A 21,180-nucleotide genomic window follows, 5' to 3' on the forward strand; every position below is an offset into this window, starting at 1 on the left:
TTTAGCTTAGGGATAGAGGGTATTGCAGTTTACCCATTCCGAGTAACACCGGGAAAAGTGGCTTGAGGACATTTGTCCATAAAGTTACTAACTGTTATTGATATTTTTGCCTCGGAAGATCCCGCCAACCCCTCTTAAAATAAATGGGCTTAATTCCGTCTTTTTTAAGGAGGGTTATGAAGGAACAAGCCTTAACTGAATCTTATTAAGTTAAATTACGTACTATATTTTGATGTCATTAAGTGTATATACGTAAATTAGTGGTTAATATTTTATATGTGTTGAACAATAATAAAGCTAAATTATGGACGGCGAAGAATTGAGAAAACGTTATGCTGCTGGGGAAAAAGATTTTACTGGGATTGATCTCAAGGGGGTTAATGTTAGTGGAATCGATCCCGATCTTGACATTGTTGCTTGACGCAATTTTTTTCAAGTCGTGCTATTACCACTTCCCCATCAAGCACCTCTCCACGTTCGATTTGACCAAGCCCAACAGCTATTTTTTCACGGGTTTCTTCTTCCCAATCCTGATAACCCTTTTCCCATTCCTCCAGCAGTTTTAATGCTAATGCAATAACATCATCAGCATTCTTATATCTACCGTTAGCAATTCGGCTTTAGATAAGTTGCTCGTGTTCAGGTTTAAGTTGGATGTTGATGATTTTAACTCTAGTTAAGAAAACAGCATTACCTTTGTTCTAACCCCCGCAGGGGGTTGACTTTATCTACTGTTCAATGACCTAACAATGGGATTTTCTACAGATTCTCGATACTCTTGGACTTGTTCTGTGTAACCAATTGGCAGAACAGCTTCAACGTTTTCATGGGGACGAGCAATAATCACCCAAGATTCTAGGGTACCGCCATAAACATTTTCTGCGGCTTCAATACCAGCAGCCATAGCAGCTTTTACTTCAGAAACATCGCCACGAATATTAACTGTAAAACGGGCGCTACCTACTCTGATATAACCAACGAGGGTGACTCGACCAGCTTTTAGCATCGCATCTGCTGCTGCTAGCACCGCAGGAAAACCTTTCGTTTCAAGTGCTCCAACTGCCTGTAATGACATTATTAATCTCCTGTATGAATAAACGATATGGGGACTACAAGTTAATTGTCCGAAGCTTGGCTACAGATTTTGATCGCAAAATTGCTTAGAAAATGCGGAAAGGTTCTGATTCTTCAGTGAAATGGATTGGTAATATGGTTTCTACATTTTCCGGGGGATTAGGAACGATGTAGTAAGTAATTACTGTACCAACCTTTACTTCCTCTCCAGCTGCGATTCCGGCTTCAACTGCTCTTTTTACCTCAGCAACGTGTCCCCGGACGGCGACTAACAAGCGAGCGCTTTCGGCTTGACCATAATACACAATTGTCACACCGGCAGCTTTGACCATTGCATCTGCTGCTGCTAAGACACTAGGAAAACCTAAAGTTTCAATTACGCCAACGGCCATTGGCATGGCATTAGCTCCTGGATTAAGGGATAGGCGACTTTAATTGTACGTGGCTTTAGTCCAAATTTTGACATTTTGGAAAACTTTCTTTGATGCCATAATTTTTGGGGAGTGGGGAGAGACGCGATTAATCGCGTCTGTACAGGAGTGAGGAGTTAAGAGGATGTTTGTAAAGTCTAATTTATTACTGCCTGGTGACTAGAAGTCGGGGCTACACGAGACTTTACCCAGCTTTCCTTCACTAGGGGATAGGGGACGCTGCGCGAACATTGCTAACGTAATTCGTAATTAAACTTAGTTGAAGATTTAGATAAGTAATATCATGTCCGGGTAATTAGTTGTGATTCCCATAGTCATTGCACCCCACCCCCACCCCTTGACAAAGCGTAGCTTTGGCGAGGTGGGGTTCTTGGGGTTTAATAAGTAATCAAGCGGACATGATATAAGTGGGTCAAATTAAATATAAAACCTCACCCTGCCTCCGGCTTCCCTCTCCGAACTCACGGAGAGGGATTGAGGGTGAGGTTTGATCTTATGTTTAATTACGCCTACCTACTTACCAACTAATTCCAGACTACTAAGAAAGAAAATTTGGTAGGTAAATTAAACCCGTTTCTTAATTACAAATTACGTTAGCGCCACGGAGAGCGAGTCATCGTACTCTTACAGAGAAGCAAGCTACGCTTTTAGCGTCTCCTAGAGAGCGTCATTACGAACTTGTACTGAGCGCAGCCGTTGCCGCAGCCCCTCGTAGAGAAGTATTACGAATTAATCTGACTCTAGTCAAGTAACCACATCTCATTAGAACTATCAGGATACTCATTTGGTTGATTTTGAGGTTGATTTTGAGCTAGTGTTTCCGATGACCGATGTGATTTTTTGTAATTAAGTGGATTGTAGTGGTCTTTTACTGGTTGTATAGCACTAGTTTCTTTTACAACACTATCAGCATACTCACCTGGTTGATTTGGAGCTAGTCTTTCCGATGGCCGATGTGATTTTTTGTGGTTATATGGATTGTACTGTTCTTTTACTGGTTTTATCGCGCTAGTTTCTTTGACAACAAGTTTAGAATTATCTTCTGCTGTTTGTTTTAAAGCATTAATTTCTTCTATCAGATGGGAATTTGCTTGTGCAAGTTGTAGTGCTGTTTTTTTGGTTTCGTCAAGTTCTTTTGTTAGCTCTTCTGCTATTAATCGTTGTTCTGATGCTAATGTTTTTTGCTGAGATAATTTTGATTGTAAATTAGCAATCTCCTGTCCAAGAGATGCTTCTTTTTTGTGGCTTGTTTCTAGATTAGTTGTCAACTCTTTGAGAGTTTCTTCTAAATCGACCTTAGTTGGACTTGTGCGCTTAATAGAAGTTGATTCAGGTGTCTGGTCTGAGGATTCCTCATCAGATGAAGCCTGTTTTTCGACAATTTTTTCTGCTGTAACTTCGATCGCAGGTTCACCTTCTGAGGGTGTGAATTTTTGCGCCTCTTCTTGTAATAAGTCAGAGAGACTTTGTTTCCTAGCCATTATTATTTTCTCCAATCACGCTGTAATTCATCAGCTGCACGGCGGTAGTCTAATTCCGCCTCCCGTGCATTTCCTCCTCGCCATTGAGTAATCGCTACACCTTCAAGTGCTGCTCGTTCATGAGCTTTATAGGCACGAATAAAGGTATTACAAGTAGGAATACCTAAGCGAGTCAGAGTATTTTTTGCTTCTTGCGCTTCCCCCAGGCTGCGCGTATCGACTTTGGTGAGCAATACCCGATGGGGGGTTCCCAAGGGGATGACGGCTTCCTTGACTGTTTCCACGAGGATTGCTAAATCCATTGCGGCTGGGGGTGTAGGCAAAACTAGATAATCTGCGATCGCAACTACCGCCACTAATGCTTCAGAGCGTAGCGCGGGAGGTGTATCCACCACTACTAAATCGTAACCTGTTATCTTTCCTAAATCACCTAAAAGTGTGGGATCGGTTTCTTGAGATAAATCAAATCCCATTCCCTGCTGACTGCGCCCAAACCACCAACTGGCAGAACCTTGAATATCTGCATCAATCAGCAGCACCTTTTTTTTCTTGGCAAAGTTTGCAGCCAGATTGACTGCGGTAGTCGTTTTACCGACTCCTCCTTTACCGTTGAGAATAGCGATGATTTTTGGCACTGCTTTAGCTAGGGAAAGGGAGTGGGCTTGCCGTGAGCGTAGTCGAATGGAAGTGGGGAGTAGGGAAAGAAATCTTTTTCATGTTTGGTTGTAGGATTTTTTGATGATGGACTGACTTGAAAGAGTGTTGAGTACTAAGTTAGTTATTAGGAGTATTAATTAATTATTATCCTTTTCCCTCACTTCCCACTCCCATTCGGCTACGCTCACGGCAAGCCTACTCCCTATTAATGAATATACCGCTTTCTGTAACCCTAAATAACATGAAAACTCGTAACAATAAAATTCAGAAGCCATCAACTCCACAAAATTCTATGACAACAACTTACAATTTGCCTGACGGTCCTCAAATTCCGCGCTGGCTGCGGATGATCAAGTTTATTGGTCAGCCACTGAAATATGTGGATGATTTTGCCAAAATCTATGGTGACACTTTCACAATCAGGAGTAGTCGGTCTGACAACCATCTTGTGTACTTTAGTCAACCCCAAGCGCTTGAGCAGATTTTTACTGCTGATTCTAGGTATTTTGAGGTTGGGGGAGGGAACATAGGACTAAGATTTTTACTTGGCGATCGCTCCTTCATGTTATCAGATGGCGATCGCCACCAGCGTCAACGGCAACTATTAGCTCCTCCCTTTCATGGCGAGAGGATGCGGGCTTATGGTCAGGATATCCGCGAAATAACCCGACAGGTGAGTAACCAATGGCAAATTGAGAAGCCTTTTAATATCCGTGAGTCGATGCAAGAAATCACCTTGCGTGTTATTCTACGGGTTGTATTTGGTTTGAATGAAGGACAGCTTTTTGAGTCACTGAGGCGATCGCTAAGTGACTTACTAGACTTCATCAGTTCGCCTGTAATGTCCAGCGCCTTCTTTTTCCAGTTCATGCAAAAAGATTTTGGTGCGTGGAGTCCGTGGGGTTGGATTCTGCAACAACGGCAAAAAATTGATCAACTGATTTATGCTTTGCTTCGAGAACGTCGGGCTGAATCTGAGCAAAATCGCCAAGATATCCTGAGTTTGATGATGGCGGCTCGTGACGACGATGGTCAAGGGATGTCAGATGAAGAATTACACGATGAGTTAATGACGCTGCTAGTTGCGGGACATGAAACTACCGCTTCGGCATTGACATGGGCTTTTTACTGGATTGACCATTTACCAGAGGTGCGTGAGAAGTTGCTAGAAGAACTCAACACCATTGGAGTTAATCCCGATTTGAGTAATGTCGCTAAATTGCCCTATTTGACAGCAGTTTGCCAAGAAACACTGCGAATTTACCCAATAGTCATGACTGCTTTCCCGAGGATCGTGAAGACGCCAATTACAATTATGGGCTACGAACTGCGAGAGGGAACGGTAATTGTCCCCAGTATTTATTTAGCGCATCATCGGGAAGAAGTTTACCCACAATCCAAGCAGTTCAAACCAGAACGCTTTTTAGAAAGACAATATTCACCTTATGAATATTTACCCTTTGGTGGCGGTAATCGTCGCTGTATTGGGATGGCATTTGCCCAGTATGAAATGAAAATTGTCTTGGTAACTGTTTTGTCGGAATTTCAAGTATCGCAGGTGAATAAGCGTCCTGTGCGTCCTGTGCGCCGTGGGTTAACTATAGCTACACCCGCCGGAATGCGGATGGTTGCAACACCTCAAGTTAAGCGGGCAAATACACCAGCCCTAGTTTAGGCAATTAGGGTGGGCATTTTAATCCCCACCCTACTATGGAGTAATAATTACGAATTACGAATTAAATTCGACTAGTATATCAGTAGTAAATTAAATGGAAGCTTTACCCAATAATTGGGAAGATATTCAACCTAATGCTGTATATTTGTCAACCAGTGGTCTACTAGTTTCATTTGCAAGTGAACAAATAAAGTTTGCATTAAAATACGATCAGAATGGCAAACATTTAAAAGCCATTGATAAAGGGCAAGTACCTCCTCGTGGTAATGTGGGGCTGGTGACTTCCCAAGAATCGGGCTACGATTTGAAATCTAAAGTATTAGGTAAAGGTAGCGAGCGCCGATTTCATGCAAAATTTATTGATGGTATATTACACTTCCCTGGTTTGGTAACAGAACATTAAACCCGCACAACTATGACAAAACTCGAATTAAAAAATCATCAAGTTTGGCGAGATTTAAGTGAAATATTAGAAACTTTAGATGTTAATACTCTTGTTAAACAACATCTGGAACTATCTGATTATAAAATATGCGGTTACTGGGATGAACAAGATAAATATTATGAAACAATTACTTTGCCTCGTCTCTTAGAAGCAGAATTAGTTAGTAGCTCTATTGGCGTTACCCACAAAGAACGCTTTCTACAACTAAAGTTTTTCCTTATAGCTTCTGCTGTTTATGGCACACAGACGGCAAGTAATAACGCTCAAAAGCTCGGCGAGTTGGTTCTTATTTACAATGAAAATTTAGAGTTTATTGATGAAAGTTGGCTTTTAGATATCGATTCTCCAATGCTTAAGATACAACTCTGAAGTCTAGCTGAGACGGAAGATATTTTTCAACTTTATTTTTAAAATCAGTTTTATCATTTAAGTCGGACAATCCCTTAGAGTTAAAGCTGTTATCTTCTTTTTTTTCCTCAACCCCAAAAATAACTGCACCACCAGATTTATTCGCCATACCAAGAATATCCTTGGCTATTTCATCATCCGAAATAAGTTCTCTTTTAAAATCCAGATCATCATACTCTCCTGTAGTGTTGCGGAGTAATTCACGAAAAGTTTCTCGACTTGGAGATTCAAAAAATTGAGCAAAATCTTCTTTGCAACGTTTAGTTTGCTTTATGTTTGAGGACATATAAAAATCGACCTTTATCGCATCAAAGTTTAATTAGAAAAATAATATTCATCAAGTTATTAGCTTGAAAAATGGTTACTCATCCGTTGTTCCAGCACTTCCAATAACCCATCCACATCCTTACCAGCTTGCTCAAAACAAGCCGGTGGTGCTGGTTCCGGTGCAAACTGAATTAACTTAATTTCCCCCTTCCCAATCCCAATCATCACAACTTCTATTTCCGGCTGATGATTCTCAACAATTCCCAAAATTTCCTGAAGGCGATTATCAACTTGAATATTTAACTTATCTATCTGCTCTTTGGGACAATAAACAAAATGCGGCGTTGGTTGCAAATCAATACCAACAGTACCCTGACTGTCACCATTTGCTAACCACAATCCCCAAAAAAGCGCCGCCAATTCCTGCTGATTTGCTTTCACAAACCTATCCAACTGGCGACGCCACTTGGTATCACCTGATTCTGGTTGACTATTACCAAAAAACATAAATAATTTGTAATGAAGACACAAAACTTTGCGTGAAAGTTATCTCAAACCTGACTGTACACGCCAAAAACTAGAATAAATCTCATCTTTCTCCAGCAATTGCTCATGGGTTCCGGACTCTACTAATTTCCCATGTTCCATGACATAAATGCAATCGGCATTGCGGATGGTAGAAAGACGATGTGCGATCGCAATTGTAGTTCTATCGACTGTAATCCGTTCGAGCGATCGCTGGATTGCGGCTTCTGTCTCATTATCCACCGCCGAGGTCGCTTCATCTAAAATCAGAATGGGCGGATTTTTGAGAACTGCACGAGCGATCGCAATCCGTTGTCTTTGTCCACCAGATAACTTTTGTCCTCTTTCCCCCACAATTGTCTCATAACCTTCGGGCAATTCAATAATAAATTCGTGCGCCTCCGCTACCTTCGCCGCCGTGATAATTTCTTGCTCTGTAGTTTCAAAGCTACCATAAGCAATATTCTCTGCTACAGTGCCATGAAATAGAAAGACATCTTGACTTACCAAACCAATGCAACGGCGTAAATCTTGTAAATTCAAACTTTGTAAATCAATGCCATCGACAGTAATGCTTCCTGTTTGCACTTCGTATAATCGCAATAAAAGTTTGACTAAAGTGCTTTTACCAGAACCAGTTGAACCGACAATTGCGATCGTTTTTCCTGCGGGAATATCCAAAGACAGATTTTTAATAACTGGAAATCTATCTTTATAGGCAAAATAAACATTTTTAAATTGCACTTCGCCGCGCACTTCATTCACAGGTAACGCCACATCACCTGTATGAATGGCGATAGGAGTATCCAACAAATTCATGACTCGATTAGTAGAAGCCATTGCCCTTTGATATTGGTCAAATGTTTCGCCTAATCTAGTTAGAGGCCAGAGCAAGCGCTGGATTAAAAACACTAATACGCTGTAAGTACCTACAGACATTTGTTTAGAAACTACTGCCATCCCGCCATACAACAGTAATGCCGTGAAACCCACTAAAATCAGCATCCGAATTAACGGGACAAAAGCAGCAGAAAGAGTAATTGCTTTAGAGTTACTACGGCGATAAGCATCACTATCTAATTCCAAACGAGAGGCTTCATAAGTTTCGGCGGTGAAACTTTTAATAGTAGTAATTCCGCTGATATTGTTTGACAAACGCGAATTAAGGAAACCTACCTTTTCTCGTACTTCGGCGTAGCGAGGTGCAAGTAATCGTTGATAAGCAAAGGAACCCCAGAGGATAAACGGCATTGGAGACAAAGCCATCCACGCTACACTAGGAGCCAAAATAAAGAAAGCAGCGCCAATAATTACAACAGTTGCGGAAACTTGGATAATATCATTCGCTCCTCCATCCAAAAATCGCTCTAATTGGTTAATATCATCACTGAGGACAGACATTAAACCGCCAGTGCTGCGTTCTTCAAAATAAGCCAATTCCAACTCTTGCAAATGTTTGTATGCATCCAAACGCAAGTCATGCTGAATATTCTGAGCCAAATTCCGCCAAAGTCGAGCGTAGGCGTACTCAAAAATAGATTCTAGTATCCAAATGATCACAGTCAGGAAGGAAATAATCAAAAGTTGTTGAAAGACATCGCGTACCCCTAACTGTGCAATTATGGAATTCTGCTGCTTGACTACCACATCCACCGCCACACCAATTAAGCCGGGTGGTGCTAAGTCAAAAAATTTATTCAGGATAGAATAAGTAGTCGCCAGCCAAATTTGTTTACGATACTGGTGTCCATACTCAAGCAAGCGCTGGAGAGGATGCGTTGAATGTTTACGCCTTCTTGATACCCGATGAGATTTTAATACAGTAGCCACGGCTTTTTGCGGTTTCGTGCAGTTGATATTAACACAGAACGAAGTCCTGAGTCTGACGATGAGCGATTACCTACGGTACGCTACGCAAACGCAATTTTAGTTATATCTACTGTAATCTGTTCGAGCGATCGCAAAAACAAGCTAATCACAATATAATTTTGACTTTTTTCCCCGATGTCTATAATAAAGGTGCTTTTCCCCGCAGGCTCTTTGGGGTTCCGGGTATTATGCTTAATTGCCCGGATATCATATCACATCAATGTATGTATCAGCAAATTCTGTATGAGAGTTGAAACTGAATATGGCAATCTCAGATATCCTCCAAGAACCACAGCGTCTGGGACGCTTGTTTAGTGGACTGCGTGGCGATTTGACGGGAGGGCTGACAGCAGCAGTAGTAGCCTTACCTTTAGCTTTAGCCTTTGCGGTAGCGAGTGGAGTAGAACCAAAAGCTGGACTTTACACCGCGATTGTGGCGGGAATTGTCGCAGCAATCTTTGGCGGTTCTTCAGTACAGATTACAGGACCAACAGGCGCAATGGCTGTGGTTTTGGTGGGAATTGTCGCCAAGTACGGCATTGAGAAAGTTTGGATTGCTGGGGTGATGGCTGGGATTATCCAGATTGCCTTAGGGGTTGCCAAACTTGGACAGCTAGTGAAGTTTATTCCCTATCCAGTGACGGCAGGCTTTACCAATGGTATTGCCGTGATTATATTTTGTGGTCAATTAAATAATTTCTTTGGCTTACAACTACCGCGTAGCGAACATTTTTTGCCGGGACTTTGGCAAAGTGCAAGTCATGTAGAAGCTTTAAACTGGGCTGCTGTTGGGTTGGCAATAGTGGTGATTGCAACCACGGTTTTGTGGCCTAGGATTAATTCTACAATACCGGGTTCTTTAATGGGGTTGGTGTTGGCAACAGCGATCGCTTCTTATTTCCATCTGGATGTACCCACAATTGGCAACATTCCGCAATCTTTACCGATGCCCCAAGGTATTCCCCACTGGAATGATTTTAGCGTGATTCGGGAACTGATAAATCCAGCTTTGGCTTTAGCAGCACTGGGAAGTATTGAATCGTTGCTATCGGCGGTGGTGGCTGATGGGATGACGGTGAGCGAAAAACATAATAGCGATCGCGAATTAATTGGTCAAGGATTGGCAAATATTATTGTGCCATTTTTTGGTGGCATTCCCGCAACAGGTGCGATCGCTCGGACTGTTGTCAATGTCCGTTCTGGCGGCAAAACCCGACTATCAGGGGTAATTCACGGCGTTGCCTTAGCGATTATTGTTTTAACTTTGGCACCCTTAGCAGCACAGATTCCTTTAGCGGCACTTGCTGGGATTCTAATGGTAGTTAGCGGGCGGATGATTGAGTGGAAAGGCATTGGTTTGTTAATGCGTGCTACCTACTCCGACTTTGCTGTGATGATTCTCACCTGGCTAGTGACAATTTTGTTTGACTTAGTTCTGGCTGTAGAAGTGGGATTGATTGCAGCTGGAGCCTTGTTCATCAAACGGATGAGCGATTTAAGCCTAGTTAAAATACCTGAAACCGAAGTATTTCCTCCTGGTACTCCTCTGGAATTAGGTAAGGAAATTGCCGTTTATCGGGTAGATGGCCCCGTATTTTTTGGTGCTGCTGAACGGTTTGCTACCTTCCTCCGCGATGAACCGGAAGTGAAGTATTTAATTCTGCGGTTGCGGTTTGTGCCAAATATGGACACAACTGGGTTAGTAGCCTTAGAGGATATTTATCATGACATGGAACGGCATAATTGCCGCTTAATTCTCACAGGTTTACAACCCAAAGTCCAACAACTACTAGAACGTTCAGGATTGTTAAAAACAATTGGGTTATCAAATTGTTTTGAAACAACGACAGATGCGATTTGCTCTATCTCTCCTCAGATTGCAGGATGTTCTCTACCGGTAGCTGCTGATTTGAAAACCAAAGAATTGATGGAATTAAATGAATGACAATATTTTGCGAATAATCAAAGTCTCTCTTCCTATAAAGGGTACGGTGTACACACAAGTCTTTTAACCTGCAATGGCATTGTCGAATTACCCCCCTTAATCCCCTCGATATATTGGGGGGAAACAAGAAATCTAGTTCCCTCCCCTTTATAAGGCTACCGTGTATACACAAGTCATCGAATTAGCCAAAACAAAACCTCAAAGAGTCCTGACTTGAGTTTCTCTCCTTACTAATTAGTCCCTCTCCGAACTCACGGAGAGGGACAGGTTTTGCGTAGCAGAACCAATCTTTGAGGTTTCTTTGGGCTATTCAATAAACCGTAAATTGCATCAAGAGAGACTTGTGTATACACCGTAGCCTTTATAAGGGGAGGGTTAGGGTGGGGTAAAACCTTGGTTAATTAGCTATTTCAGACTTGTGTGTTCCTGTAATATTAAGCTGAATGACTTGACGATCAACAACAATAAGCATCATGAGCATTATCGTCTTCGGCAGCATCAATATAGACTTGGTAGCAACAGCACCCCGATTACCACTCCCAGGAGAAACGTTGCTAGGAGAAGACTTTTTTCAAGTTTCGGGAGGTAAAGGAGCTAATCAAGCCGTAGCATTAGCAAGATTGGGAATTCCTACTCAAATGGTGGGGCGTGTCGGTGCAGACGGTTTTGGTGTAGAACTTGTCAACAATTTGCAAGCATCTGGTGTGCAGATTGATCATATTTTCGTCGATGAGACTGTTAGTTCTGGAGTCGCCATCATCGCCGTCAATCATGCTGGTGAAAATCAAATTATTGTAATTCCTGGTGCAAATGGATGTGTCAATCAAGAAGATGTCGAACGATTGTCCCATTTATTACCATCAGCTACAGCACTGCTTTTACAATTAGAAATTCCGATTACTGCCGTGGTTGCAGCCGCAAAAGCCGCCAGAAAAACCAAAATAAGGGTAATTCTCGACCCTGCACCCGCCCAATCTGATTTCCCAGACGAACTTTACCCGTTAGTGGATATTATCACACCGAATGAAATTGAAGCAGCGCAGTTAGTGGGTTTTCCGGTGGATGGAGAGGAACAAGCAGCCAAAGCAGCTGGAGTTTTATTACAACGGGGTGTGAAATGTGTGATCGTTAAACTGGGTGCTAAAGGTGTTTTTTGTGCCACTGCTGAGGAAAAGTTTTTTGTACCGGCGTTTCCAGTTCATGCGGTTGACACAGTAGCTGCTGGCGATGCTTTTAATGGCGGCTTAACTGCGGCACTTTTTGAAGGACTTTCTTTACATCAGGCAGTTGTTTGGGGTGCAGCAGCAGGTGCTTTGGCAACAACAAAACCAGGCGCACAAACTTCGCTACCAGATAGGTTTATATTTGATGCGTTTCTTAGCATCTCTGAGACTTTATAATAAAGCGCCTTTTGTCAATCAATTAAAATATTCTTAATAATATGGTGTAGCAATCAATGCCAATAAAAAGCCCTCAAAACCAGATGAGAGCTTGGCAGTTTTTTGTGAGATAAGTAAGTAGGTCAAATTAAATATAAAACCTCACCCTGCCTCCGGCTTCCCTCTCCGAACTCACGGAGAGGGATTGAGGGTGAGGTTTGATCTTACAGCACATTTCATCTGAATGAGGTACACAAGGGCGGGCAGGATGCCCACCCCACAAGATTTATCATATTAAGATGTGTACTTAATTTACCTGCAAAGTGCTGTATGTTTAATTACGCCTACCTACTTATCGGCTCAATTTCTTCTAAGCACGAGCAAGCGCAATCTGAGTAGCGTCAAAGTCTTGTAGCCGAGTCATGTTTCCACTGTTCTTATCAACGCTATACACAGTATTAGGTGTTTGATACCTCATCGCTCCAAAGGCAAGGAGTTGACCTGTTCCAGAGCAAACTAAGCTTTGTAAGCCATTATTCCATGCTTGACCATTAACTTGCAATTGTCCCAGTCTGATCGGTTTATTTTGATTTGAATCTAGCTGCACCAGGAATGTATCACCATCGGATTCAACTAAGGAGGTATAGAGTTTTCCATCGGGGCATTCAGCTAGATTGCTAACCCGCTCATCCTCCGGGAATTTAACCTTATTAATGAAACTGATCTCTCCTGTTTGAAGGTTAATATCTACCAATCTGATCGGCGGTGTACCGTTATTCTTACCTACTAAACCGATGAGTCGCCCATCATTAGTACCTAGCAAGCTGCCAAGCTGTTGATTCTGTTCAAGTCCTGAGACTATCAAAGTTTTTACAGGTGTACTCAAAAATGTAATCCGAGTAGATGTCGCCTCTTTCCTACTAGTGCTAACAGGAGTAATGGCTACGACCAGTGTACCATCGCTTAAAGAAGTGAAGCCGCTCAATGTCTCGTTAGACTCTACTAAAGGTGTACTTTTATTCACAAGTATCTGAGCTTTTCCTGTGATTAAGGATTGCAAAACAAGTCCTACAGGCTTAATATCTGTGGCTACATTTTTTGGGGTAATGCTGTTTAATTCGGTGGTGTTTACCTCTGGACTATCCGTTTGGTCAGTGCTGATGATCGGGCTAGAACCTATACCGATAATTTTTAAACTTGATGTTTCCCCGAAGGCTTTGTTGGTTTGATAGCTAAGTCCAGATATTAGAGTTCCAGCAAGTGCCAACTGGCCAAATTTTCGACGTGATAGCTTGTAATTCATATTTCCACTCCTAGAATTTAGTTAAAGTGCAGTATATTAAACCTAAACGCGTAAGGCTAAAATAATTGCGTCCAGGTTGCTACTGAAGGTGTCCCATTGTTGTCACTAATAAAAAGCATGTACCAACCTGGTGGTGCTATATTTCGATTGTTTGTTAGTGTGACATTCAGAGAAGTAGCGTTCCGAGAATTAATCGGTACATCCACTAACCTTTGTTCTGCATCGCAGGAATGGGTGGTCGCCATTGGTCTAATCAGACTAACCCATCTAATATTCCCAGCCTGGGGTGTCTGAATCCTAAATTGCAGCCCGTAGCTCAATGTTTGAGGAGCTCTCTGAATAATTGGTCGTGACCGCGACATATACGCAGGACTGTAGATTTCTAATCGCAGTTCATTGACTCTCCGTTGAGGGTTGCCTCCAGCTGCGATTACCCTACCATCTGGCAGGAGCAAGGCGACTGAGTGATATACGCGGGGGACATTTTGTTTAGCTACTGCTGTCCAGGTATTTGTGGCTGGATTGTAGATTTCTGCTGGCAGCATTGATTTTGTTGTGTCCTCATTCATTTTGCTACCATTGCAAACAAACACTGTGCGATCGGGCAACAAAACTGCGCTCAGATGCATCCGAGCATATTTTAGAAACCTTGATCCTACGTAAGTTGGATTAGTAGCTTTTAGATTTACAATATTCGCCCTGGCTGTTGCCGTAGTACTACTACCCCCACCCATAATCATCACCCTTTGGTCTTGTGCAGGTGGTAAAAGCACGCTGGCAGCTTGATTACCGAAATCTTGATCTTGCAGCCCTGGTACCAGTTTTTCTGTGATGGATTGTGTAAATTTCCCCGGCAGGGTTAGTATCCTTGGCGTCACTCCACTGCCGCCCATGTGACCACCTGAATAAAAGATATTTCCATTACTTAGGAGAAACAGCTGTGCGTATTGCGGGTATGGATTAGTTGTTGGAAAAGCGTTCCAACCATTTGCAAATGTAGAAGAATAAATTTCTGGTTGTCTGTTGAGGTTGCCATCTTTATCTAATCCAGACACTGCAAGGATACGACCGCTCCCTAGTGTTAACGCAGTACCATACCACCGGCCATTATTCATTGATACGTTCTTGACCCATTTCTCGGTAATCGGATCAAACATCAGAACAGAGGGTGAACCATAAAATGGGTCATAGCGCAGAGTTCCACCCACAACCATTAACAGACCATCAGCAGTGAAGGAATGACCAGCGCAAAAAAGGTCAATAGGTTGATTATTGCTATCCAATGGAGGCGGTTGACGGGAAAAGGTTCCCCTGTTTACATCCCAAACCACACTGTCATAGGGAGTATTTAACCGATTGGGATCATTACCTGAGCCACAGAAAAAGAATACCTTACCAGTACGAAGTAGGGCGGCATGTATAGGTAGGATTGGAAGAGTGTACGGCAATACTTGCCATTTGTCTGTAGTAGCACCCTGAGCTATTAAAGTCCCTAAATCTGTTTCCTCTAGAAGGTTAGTTTTGTTATGAAGTTGAGTCACTTTATCTACAATTATTCCTACGTAAATCTTATGTTTTTGTTCTTTTTTCTTTCAGTAATTTCTTTCTAAACTTATATTTTTTCGGTTTACTTAGTGTTAAGGTGTGATGTTATTTTCATCAAGATCATGTAAAGTCAGGTTAGTAAATAAGTAATTGCACTGAAAAAGTTATATACTATAGTGGCGAATTAAGCCTTATATTGGGTTTTTAAGGGTAAGGATGAACGATGCTTTTAAATACGACACGTAAACGCACTGAGAAGTCAGAGGGTCGGTTTTATTTGCTCAGAACTTCTCCTTTCCTTAGTGACGCTGCACAAATAAAGACGCTGTGCGTAGCCCTCCTTCGTCGTCGGAGTATGGTAGCAGTTGCGCCATTAACTATCATTAGCTGAAAAATTGTGTTTACGATGTCGATTTTTGACTAGGTTTTAAAGACCACTAGTTATTGACAAATAAATGGTTGACTCATATCTTGCACCTCACCGTATAATCCCAGAAAAAGTAAAAAGATGTGCGATAAAGCTACCTAATTTTTATTGGCTTTTATCGATAAATCAATACTTTTACTTTTTTACTGAGTAATAAAATCACATCAATTTTTGTTGGTGCAAGATGTGAGTTGATCACTTTAACTTTTCACCAATCCTGTGATGTTAGATAGGCTACATACATACAAAGATGCAATTTCCATGACGATTAGCTTAAAGCTGAGACATTTTTTGTAATGATTATGATACAAAATACAGGTAAAGCGTAGTAAAGTAGTAAAACTCAGAGTGAGTTGTAAGCATGGAAACCTACTTAGTTGAAACAGTGGTAATGTCAATCCCTCCCAAAGCCAGATTGTCGCCATGAGCAACTCAACTCGGATGGATGAGGAGAAAAATCTCCCAAAAAAAAAGGGCAGGACACTCCCTCCGAAGCTGATCATCTGGGTGGGAAAGTATGTCTGGACGACTATCTGGCAGATCATGATGTCAAAGCTTGCTCCTAGCAATCAGTCGGGAGCGTATATTCGTCCGAATAGTCAGTTTCGGAAGTTCATTGGCACAGAGTTAGGGAATCCGTACTCACCAGCAGAGGGGCGCTACAAACTCTATGTAGGGCTGGGCTGTCCTTGGGCGCACCGAACCCTGGTTGTGCGATCGCTCAAAAAACTCGAAGCGGTAATATCAGTATGTATCGTCTCTCCTTCTCCCATTGAAGGCGGTTGGATATTTAACCAAGAAGAACAGGGTTGCAGCACACTAGCTGAATTTTATCAACTTGCAGAACCTGGGTACAGTGGACGCTCTACAGTGCCAGTACTATGGGATAGCCAAACAAAAACTATCGTTAATAATGAGAGTTCAGAGATTATTGTGATGCTGAACTCTGAGTTTAAAGAGTTCGCCAACAATCCCACACTCGATCTCTACCCAGAAGCACTCAAAGAGAAAATTGACTGGTGGAATGAGAAAATTTATCACGCGGTAAATAACGGTGTGTATCGCTGCGGCTTTGCCCAAACTCAAGAAGCATACAATCAAGCTTGTAATGAACTGTTCACAACTCTTGATGAGATTGAGATTGCATTGCAGACTAATCGCTATCTGTGCGGAGACAATCTCACACTCGCAGATGTGCGTTTATTCACAACGTTATTTCGCTTTGATAGTGCCTACTACGGGTTGTTTAAGTGCAATCGGCGGCGAATTCAAGACTATCAGAATCTAGGAGGTTATCTGCGTGATCTATATCAGCTTCCAGGTGTTGCTGACACCTGCGATGTCGAGAGTGTGAAGCGGGACTACTACGGGAACCTATTCCCACTCAATCCAGGCGGAATCATTCCCGATGGGCCTGATATGTCTTATCTTGATCAACCACATGGTCGCGATCGCATCGGCAAAGTGAATGCTTCATAAGGTACATTAAGAAGTATAGGACTAGTATTTGATTTTTGAAATGCACGTAGTGGACCCTCTAGGCTAAAATAGTGCATTAGACCTAGACGTAGGTTGGGTGGAGCGGAGCGCAACCCAACTGATTATCAGGATGTTGGCTTTGGCAAAGCCTCCAACGCCACTTGCTACAACGCGGGAAACCCGCGCAACGCAGTGGCTCCCCAACCTACAATTTTTTTGCAACATTACTACCGAGATTTTTTCAGAAATCAAATATGATTCCTATAGGTGTAATCGTGAACCAGATTAATCGAGTTGCAATTGTCGGTGGAACTCATGGCAATGAGTTTACAGGGGCTTACCTAATCCAAAAATTTGCCCAGTTTCCCCATCTAATTAGTAGACCAAGTTTTGAGACAGTCAGTCTATTAGCAAATCCTAACGCTTTTGCCGCAAGGAGGCGATATGTAGAGAAGGATTTAAATCGCTGTTTTCTCAAGCAAGATTTAGAAGATGCGACTCGGAACAGTTACGAGGAATTGCAAGCTAAATCAATTCAGAACACCCTAATATCAAATGGGGATAAACAAGCAGATTTCATCTTAGACTTGCACAGCACTACAGCTAATATGGGTCTGACAATTATTTTGGTAAACAGTCATCCCTTAAACTTGAAATTAGCTGCTTATCTGAGCCAAATTAATCCTTTGGTGAGAGTTTATCGCTGCTCTTTTAAATCAGTTGAAGAAAACCCATTTGTAAATTCTCTGTGCGAATTAGGCTTTGCGATCGAGGTTGGTCCCATTGCCCAAAGCCTCTTAAAAGCGACGTTGTTCCAACAAACAGTGGAACTTGTTCACACAGTTCTGGACTATCTAGAACAATTTAACCAGGGTGAAATTCCATCAACTAAAGAAACGTTGATTGTCTATGACCATTTATCTGATGTGGACTATCCCAAAAAACAGGATGGGACAATATTTGGAATGATTCATCCAGAGCTTCAGGACAAGGATTATCAAGCCTTGAATCCAGGAGATCCAATTTTCCTAACTTTTGATGATCAAACAATTGTTTATGAGGGAACATCTACGGTTTGGCCGATTTTTATTAATGAGGCAGCTTACTACGAAAATGGAATTGCAATGTGTTTGACTCAGAGACAGCAAATCAATATTTAGTGCTTAGAAGCCCTGAGCCGAAGTCCGAAACTTGACCGATAAAGCCCAAAAATAACAGTATAATTTACGCTTAAAAACGTCCTAATAATGGTAACTAAACGACCAGCAAACAAACCAATAGCCAGTCTTTCTTTAGATTTAGATAATATTTGGTCTTATCTAAAAAATCAGGGCGCTCCGGGTTGGGAGACTTTCCCATCTTACCTGGATATCGCAGTACCTCGTTTCTTAGATATTCTCCAGCAATGGGATTTGACAATCACAGTATTCATTGTTGGTCAGGATGCAGCCCTGGAAAAGAATAGTAAGGCATTACAAGCGATCGCGCTCGCTGGTCACGAAATTGGCAATCATTCATTTTATCATGATCCTTGGCTACATCTGTATTCAGAGGATGAGATTGAACAAGAGGTGGCCTTGGCTGAAAAACATATCAAGCGCGTCACTCGTCAACATCCTATCGGTTTTCGAGGGCCTGGATACAGTTTTTCTCCTGCGGTATTGAAAGTCTTAGCAAGACGGTCAGTTCAATGTTTTGACTGTTGGACAACACGCCAAATTCGTAGCCGGCGCCCGTCAACTGCCTGTATTAGTACCTCAAAAGAGGTAAAAAAGCAGTCCTAAATCATTTGTAAAAATACAGCAGTTTTCATCTATTTGAACCACATCTGTCGTAGGGGCACAGCAATGCTGCTCAAATCAAAGTTTGACATTAATTTTAGCTATGAATTTAGTTTGATTCTAGGAAAGATATCACAGTCTACTGCTCCGATCTTTATGCAATAAAACTTTTGTCTGTAAAAATCGGGGCTTTTTCAGGGGAGCCAGTTCTGTTGAAGCCAGCTGACATTTGCTAGCAAGAATGTGTAAAGTAAGTGAGTGACGTTACTATATTCAATCTTTGAAACATCTATCTATGGCTAGAAAAAATCAACGTCTTTTGCTGCTAGTTCTTTCCTGTAGTATAACTGGTGTAATTTTAGGAGGTACTGCCGGTTGGGCAGAAAGTAGTCTCTGCTTGGATGACAGTAAGGTTACAAGTGAGTGTTTAACTCAAAATCCAATCCAAAAAACTATCGAAGGAATGAGTACCGGATTGTTAGCTGGGGCTGGGGCCGCTTTCGGTGCAGTATGGCAGTTACGGAATGAAGATTGAGTGTGAACTATCACTAACCCGGAGTTCCGGGTTAGATTAGGTTTTTGTACTAAAATCCTGATTTATGTGGCTTTGGAAGAATACCGATTTATTAATGCACGAGCAAATTTCTGGTGTTGTTCAGCTAGATTTTGAGGAGAGATGAACTGGGCATTGCCCATGAAGCGGTACACCCAGCGACAAAACTCCTCGAGCGATCGCTCAGGAAGTTTAACAATATAATCTATGTAAGTAGGTTTGCTATGTGTCTTATTCATAAGTCTGGGTTAATCGCCTAGATTCGTGAACGAAATAATCAGCTTTTTCGCCACCTACGCTATCAAATTGACAAAAGCTAGTCATCTAAAAATTTTCAACGCTCTGTTGGTTTCTGTGTCACTGGGGCAGTTGGATTTAGACTTGAAGTGATGGGACTGGAGGAAAGACTGGTGACGAGAGCAATTGGTCTAGAGCAAATTATTGCCCAAAAGGTTCTTACCTTATCAAGAGAACAGCAGCAGCAAGTACTTCACTTTGTAGAATTTCTGCAATTGAAATCACCAACAGTGGAGTTTAAGCACGATGATGGCACGCCAATGTCTGCTTTAGAAGCAGCGGGAGACTTAGTAGGCTGTGTGGATTCTGGGCCTGGTGATCTCTCGACAAACAAGGAGTATCTTAAAAGACCATTAGCAGAATGAAGCAAGCGGTACTGCTAGATACAGGCCCATTAGTAGCTTTAGTCAATCGAAGAGAGCAGTTTCATCAGTGGGTGACAAATCAGTTCAGACAAATTGAACCCCCTCTGTTAACTTGTGAAGCGGTGATTACAGAGGCTTGTTTTCTTTTACAGAATGTTTATGGAGGAGAAGCAGCAGTAATTTCTTTTGTACAAAAGGGAATTATCCATCTCCCGTTGAGCTTGAGTGAAGAAGCTGGGGCGGTTTATGAGTTGATGCTGCGTTATCAGTCTGTACCGATGTCGTTAGCGGATGCCTGTTTGGTGAGGATGGCAGAACTGTATCCTACTCGTGAATTGCTCACATTTGATAGTGATTTTAGGATTTATAGGAAGAATCGGAATCAATTAATTTCTGTGATTATGCCAGAAGAACTGTGAGCCTACAAGTTTCAATCCCTAATAGGGATTTTGGTTAATTGCAATAATACTGGAATGTAAATTTTAAGAATGAGTGCTGTGGCTTTCTTCGATATGTAAGAGTGTGCATTAGGAAGGATTTTCATGAGACTTCTCAATTAACAAAACATCTTGCGTAGAACGATGTAACCGATTTTCACCAACGACAAAAAGACTCACTGCGTAAGGGACTCCTCTTTCAAATGAATCCAATTTAACGGGCACCGTATAACTAGCTTTCTCATCAGCGATTCTGACGTTCTCTTCGTAGAAAAAGGGAAGTGGGATCACTGCTCTTCCGGGACGTCCACCGTATATAGGCTTCTTCACAGGGGAGTGTGCAATTTGATTCGTAGATATAAATTTTTTTCCAGTCAGATTACTGTATGTGTCGATAGGAGGTTCATCCTCAGGGCCTAAAAGCAATAAAGCGTTATCAATTCTTTTTTTACTAAACCCTTTGTTCTCAACAGTTGCTTTAATCAAGCAATACTCGTTGACTGAGTTCCCTACCTCAAGATCAATGTAGATATAGCTACTGGAAGTATCACGCACTTTCCATACAAAAGCCACCGCACCAAGAACTCCACCAATGATGGTCAACAAATCTTTAATGAATACAAGTGAGTACATTCAAAATATCCTGTAGGTATATGAAAATGGGGTTTTCCTTTTGTCAATGCGTTTGTTCTGACTTCTTCTCGAAAAAAAAGCGGACATAATTTTGTATTGATAATTATTAGCAATAATTTAAGAGTGGCGCGTCATCTGACGGAGTAATGAGGATCTTGGCGTTGTAGACTGTCTATAATAAGTCGCGTACACCGGACACTACCA

The 21,180-nt window shown here is 41.9% G+C and carries 23 protein-coding genes; 11 read left to right on the forward strand and 12 right to left on the reverse strand.

Annotation, left to right across the window (positions count from 1 at the left end; genetic code table 11):
* Window positions 1-383 precede the first annotated feature (383 nt).
* From ACYTXL_RS18655 to ACYTXL_RS18675, 5 genes are all read right to left on the reverse strand, one after another.
* On the reverse strand, window positions 384-614 hold the full coding sequence (locus ACYTXL_RS18655; RefSeq protein ID WP_461926068.1) for a ribbon-helix-helix domain-containing protein: 231 nt from the start codon (window positions 612-614) through the stop codon (window positions 384-386).
* 110 nt (window positions 615-724) lie between these two features.
* Window positions 725-1,075 carry a carbon dioxide-concentrating mechanism protein CcmK gene (locus ACYTXL_RS18660; RefSeq protein ID WP_334908567.1) on the reverse strand — a complete coding sequence of 117 codons (351 nt, stop codon included), beginning with the start codon at window positions 1,073-1,075 and terminating at the stop codon, window positions 725-727.
* 85 nt (window positions 1,076-1,160) lie between these two features.
* Window positions 1,161-1,472: a BMC domain-containing protein gene (locus tag ACYTXL_RS18665; RefSeq protein ID WP_292801208.1), complete on the reverse strand. Its 312-nt coding sequence runs from the start codon at window positions 1,470-1,472 to the stop codon at window positions 1,161-1,163.
* A gap of 773 nt (window positions 1,473-2,245) precedes the next feature.
* Complete coding sequence (locus ACYTXL_RS18670) at window positions 2,246-2,986, reverse strand: hypothetical protein (RefSeq protein WP_461926049.1); 741 nt, start codon at window positions 2,984-2,986, stop codon at window positions 2,246-2,248.
* A 2-nt stretch (window positions 2,987-2,988) separates the two neighbouring features.
* Window positions 2,989-3,621: a ParA family protein gene (locus ACYTXL_RS18675; RefSeq protein WP_334827347.1), complete on the reverse strand. Its 633-nt coding sequence runs from the start codon at window positions 3,619-3,621 to the stop codon at window positions 2,989-2,991.
* 314 nt (window positions 3,622-3,935) lie between these two features.
* On the opposite strand from ACYTXL_RS18675, the gene ACYTXL_RS18680 reads away from it, so the two are divergent.
* The 3 genes from ACYTXL_RS18680 to ACYTXL_RS18690 all read left to right on the forward strand — a co-directional run bounded on the left by ACYTXL_RS18680 (window position 3,936) and on the right by ACYTXL_RS18690 (window position 6,132).
* Complete coding sequence (locus ACYTXL_RS18680) at window positions 3,936-5,318, forward strand: cytochrome P450 (protein WP_461926050.1); 1,383 nt, start codon at window positions 3,936-3,938, stop codon at window positions 5,316-5,318.
* A gap of 94 nt (window positions 5,319-5,412) precedes the next feature.
* A complete protein-coding gene (locus tag ACYTXL_RS18685) occupies window positions 5,413-5,721 on the forward strand; it encodes a hypothetical protein (RefSeq protein ID WP_461926051.1) in 309 nt (102 codons plus the stop codon).
* A gap of 12 nt (window positions 5,722-5,733) precedes the next feature.
* On the forward strand, window positions 5,734-6,132 hold the full coding sequence (locus tag ACYTXL_RS18690; protein ID WP_461926052.1) for a hypothetical protein: 399 nt from the start codon (window positions 5,734-5,736) through the stop codon (window positions 6,130-6,132).
* Here the strand turns inward: ACYTXL_RS18690 and ACYTXL_RS18695 are convergent.
* The 3 genes from ACYTXL_RS18695 to ACYTXL_RS18705 are packed head-to-tail and all read right to left on the reverse strand — an operon-like array spanning window position 6,116 to window position 8,793.
* A complete protein-coding gene (locus ACYTXL_RS18695) occupies window positions 6,116-6,457 on the reverse strand; it encodes an AlbA family DNA-binding domain-containing protein (protein WP_461926053.1) in 342 nt (113 codons plus the stop codon). The two genes, ACYTXL_RS18690 and ACYTXL_RS18695, sit on opposite strands and share 17 nt — an antisense overlap.
* Before the next feature lie 59 nt (window positions 6,458-6,516).
* Complete coding sequence (gene ccmS, locus ACYTXL_RS18700) at window positions 6,517-6,945, reverse strand: beta-carboxysome assembly chaperone CcmS (protein WP_461926054.1); 429 nt, start codon at window positions 6,943-6,945, stop codon at window positions 6,517-6,519.
* A gap of 39 nt (window positions 6,946-6,984) precedes the next feature.
* Window positions 6,985-8,793, reverse strand: coding sequence for an ABC transporter ATP-binding protein (locus ACYTXL_RS18705; RefSeq protein ID WP_461926055.1), 1,809 nt, complete (start codon window positions 8,791-8,793; stop codon window positions 6,985-6,987).
* Between the two features lie 301 nt (window positions 8,794-9,094).
* On the opposite strand from ACYTXL_RS18705, the gene ACYTXL_RS18710 reads away from it, so the two are divergent.
* Window positions 9,095-10,777 (forward strand): SulP family inorganic anion transporter, encoded by a 1,683-nt coding sequence (locus ACYTXL_RS18710; protein WP_461926056.1) that lies wholly within the window; start codon window positions 9,095-9,097, stop codon window positions 10,775-10,777.
* Window positions 10,778-11,250: 473 nt separating this feature from the next.
* A complete protein-coding gene (rbsK, locus tag ACYTXL_RS18715) occupies window positions 11,251-12,177 on the forward strand; it encodes a ribokinase (RefSeq protein ID WP_461926057.1) in 927 nt (308 codons plus the stop codon).
* 349 nt (window positions 12,178-12,526) lie between these two features.
* On the opposite strand, the gene ACYTXL_RS18720 is transcribed toward rbsK, so the two are convergent.
* Together ACYTXL_RS18720 and ACYTXL_RS18725 are read right to left on the reverse strand one after the other, a co-directional pair.
* A complete protein-coding gene (locus tag ACYTXL_RS18720) occupies window positions 12,527-13,459 on the reverse strand; it encodes a hypothetical protein (protein ID WP_461926058.1) in 933 nt (310 codons plus the stop codon).
* Between the two features lie 56 nt (window positions 13,460-13,515).
* Window positions 13,516-15,000 (reverse strand): galactose oxidase-like domain-containing protein, encoded by a 1,485-nt coding sequence (locus tag ACYTXL_RS18725; protein WP_461926059.1) that lies wholly within the window; start codon window positions 14,998-15,000, stop codon window positions 13,516-13,518.
* 854 nt (window positions 15,001-15,854) lie between these two features.
* Here ACYTXL_RS18725 and ACYTXL_RS18730 point away from each other — a divergent pair.
* The 4 genes from ACYTXL_RS18730 to ACYTXL_RS18745 all read left to right on the forward strand — a co-directional run bounded on the left by ACYTXL_RS18730 (window position 15,855) and on the right by ACYTXL_RS18745 (window position 19,226).
* Complete coding sequence (locus ACYTXL_RS18730; RefSeq protein WP_461922231.1) at window positions 15,855-16,910, forward strand: glutathione S-transferase family protein; 1,056 nt, start codon at window positions 15,855-15,857, stop codon at window positions 16,908-16,910.
* 275 nt (window positions 16,911-17,185) lie between these two features.
* Window positions 17,186-18,070 (forward strand): aspartoacylase, encoded by an 885-nt coding sequence (locus ACYTXL_RS18735; RefSeq protein ID WP_461926069.1) that lies wholly within the window; start codon window positions 17,186-17,188, stop codon window positions 18,068-18,070.
* 87 nt (window positions 18,071-18,157) lie between these two features.
* A complete protein-coding gene (locus tag ACYTXL_RS18740; RefSeq protein ID WP_461926060.1) occupies window positions 18,158-18,694 on the forward strand; it encodes a polysaccharide deacetylase family protein in 537 nt (178 codons plus the stop codon).
* A gap of 292 nt (window positions 18,695-18,986) precedes the next feature.
* The gene (locus ACYTXL_RS18745; RefSeq protein ID WP_461926061.1) at window positions 18,987-19,226 is read left to right on the forward strand and encodes a hypothetical protein; all 240 of its coding nucleotides are present in this window, start codon (window positions 18,987-18,989) and stop codon (window positions 19,224-19,226) included.
* A gap of 62 nt (window positions 19,227-19,288) precedes the next feature.
* On the opposite strand, the gene ACYTXL_RS18750 is transcribed toward ACYTXL_RS18745, so the two are convergent.
* Window positions 19,289-19,483, reverse strand: a complete 195-nt coding sequence (locus ACYTXL_RS18750) for a hypothetical protein (protein ID WP_461926062.1) — start codon at window positions 19,481-19,483, stop codon at window positions 19,289-19,291.
* 171 nt (window positions 19,484-19,654) lie between these two features.
* Here ACYTXL_RS18750 and ACYTXL_RS18755 point away from each other — a divergent pair, with 171 nt between their 5' ends.
* Window positions 19,655-19,906: a DUF2281 domain-containing protein gene (locus ACYTXL_RS18755; RefSeq protein ID WP_461926063.1), complete on the forward strand. Its 252-nt coding sequence runs from the start codon at window positions 19,655-19,657 to the stop codon at window positions 19,904-19,906.
* Entirely contained in the window at window positions 19,903-20,325 is a 423-nt protein-coding gene (locus ACYTXL_RS18760) for a type II toxin-antitoxin system VapC family toxin (protein WP_461926064.1), read from the forward strand. The genes ACYTXL_RS18755 and ACYTXL_RS18760 overlap by 4 nt, the downstream gene beginning before the upstream one ends.
* Window positions 20,326-20,433: 108 nt before the next feature.
* On the opposite strand, the gene ACYTXL_RS18765 is transcribed toward ACYTXL_RS18760, so the two are convergent.
* Window positions 20,434-20,976 carry a hypothetical protein gene (locus ACYTXL_RS18765; protein WP_461926065.1) on the reverse strand — a complete coding sequence of 181 codons (543 nt, stop codon included), beginning with the start codon at window positions 20,974-20,976 and terminating at the stop codon, window positions 20,434-20,436.
* Window positions 20,977-21,180: the final 204 nt, after the last annotated feature.

This window comes from Nostoc sp. (genome assembly GCF_054880495.1).

Bases quoted from the DNA above. Each gene is read 5' to 3' on its own strand.
- ACYTXL_RS18720 (WP_461926058.1), bottom strand. From the start codon at position 13,459: ATGAATTACAAGCTATCACGTCGAAAATTTGGCCAGTTGGCACTTGCT.
- ACYTXL_RS18730 (WP_461922231.1), top strand. From the start codon at position 15,855: ATGAGCAACTCAACTCGGATGGATGAGGAGAAAAATCTCCCAAAAAAA.
- ACYTXL_RS18680 (WP_461926050.1), top strand. From the start codon at position 3,936: ATGACAACAACTTACAATTTGCCTGACGGTCCTCAAATTCCGCGCTGG.
- ACYTXL_RS18695 (WP_461926053.1), bottom strand. From the start codon at position 6,457: ATGTCCTCAAACATAAAGCAAACTAAACGTTGCAAAGAAGATTTTGCT.
- ACYTXL_RS18685 (WP_461926051.1), top strand. From the start codon at position 5,413: ATGGAAGCTTTACCCAATAATTGGGAAGATATTCAACCTAATGCTGTA.
- rbsK (WP_461926057.1), top strand. From the start codon at position 11,251: ATGAGCATTATCGTCTTCGGCAGCATCAATATAGACTTGGTAGCAACA.
- ACYTXL_RS18670 (WP_461926049.1), bottom strand. From the start codon at position 2,986: ATGGCTAGGAAACAAAGTCTCTCTGACTTATTACAAGAAGAGGCGCAA.
- ACYTXL_RS18750 (WP_461926062.1), bottom strand. From the start codon at position 19,483: ATGAATAAGACACATAGCAAACCTACTTACATAGATTATATTGTTAAA.
- ACYTXL_RS18665 (WP_292801208.1), bottom strand. From the start codon at position 1,472: ATGCCAATGGCCGTTGGCGTAATTGAAACTTTAGGTTTTCCTAGTGTC.
- ccmS (WP_461926054.1), bottom strand. From the start codon at position 6,945: ATGTTTTTTGGTAATAGTCAACCAGAATCAGGTGATACCAAGTGGCGT.
- ACYTXL_RS18660 (WP_334908567.1), bottom strand. From the start codon at position 1,075: ATGTCATTACAGGCAGTTGGAGCACTTGAAACGAAAGGTTTTCCTGCG.
- ACYTXL_RS18760 (WP_461926064.1), top strand. From the start codon at position 19,903: ATGAAGCAAGCGGTACTGCTAGATACAGGCCCATTAGTAGCTTTAGTC.
- ACYTXL_RS18740 (WP_461926060.1), top strand. From the start codon at position 18,158: ATGGTAACTAAACGACCAGCAAACAAACCAATAGCCAGTCTTTCTTTA.
- ACYTXL_RS18745 (WP_461926061.1), top strand. From the start codon at position 18,987: ATGGCTAGAAAAAATCAACGTCTTTTGCTGCTAGTTCTTTCCTGTAGT.
- ACYTXL_RS18690 (WP_461926052.1), top strand. From the start codon at position 5,734: ATGACAAAACTCGAATTAAAAAATCATCAAGTTTGGCGAGATTTAAGT.
- ACYTXL_RS18765 (WP_461926065.1), bottom strand. From the start codon at position 20,976: ATGTACTCACTTGTATTCATTAAAGATTTGTTGACCATCATTGGTGGA.
- ACYTXL_RS18710 (WP_461926056.1), top strand. From the start codon at position 9,095: ATGGCAATCTCAGATATCCTCCAAGAACCACAGCGTCTGGGACGCTTG.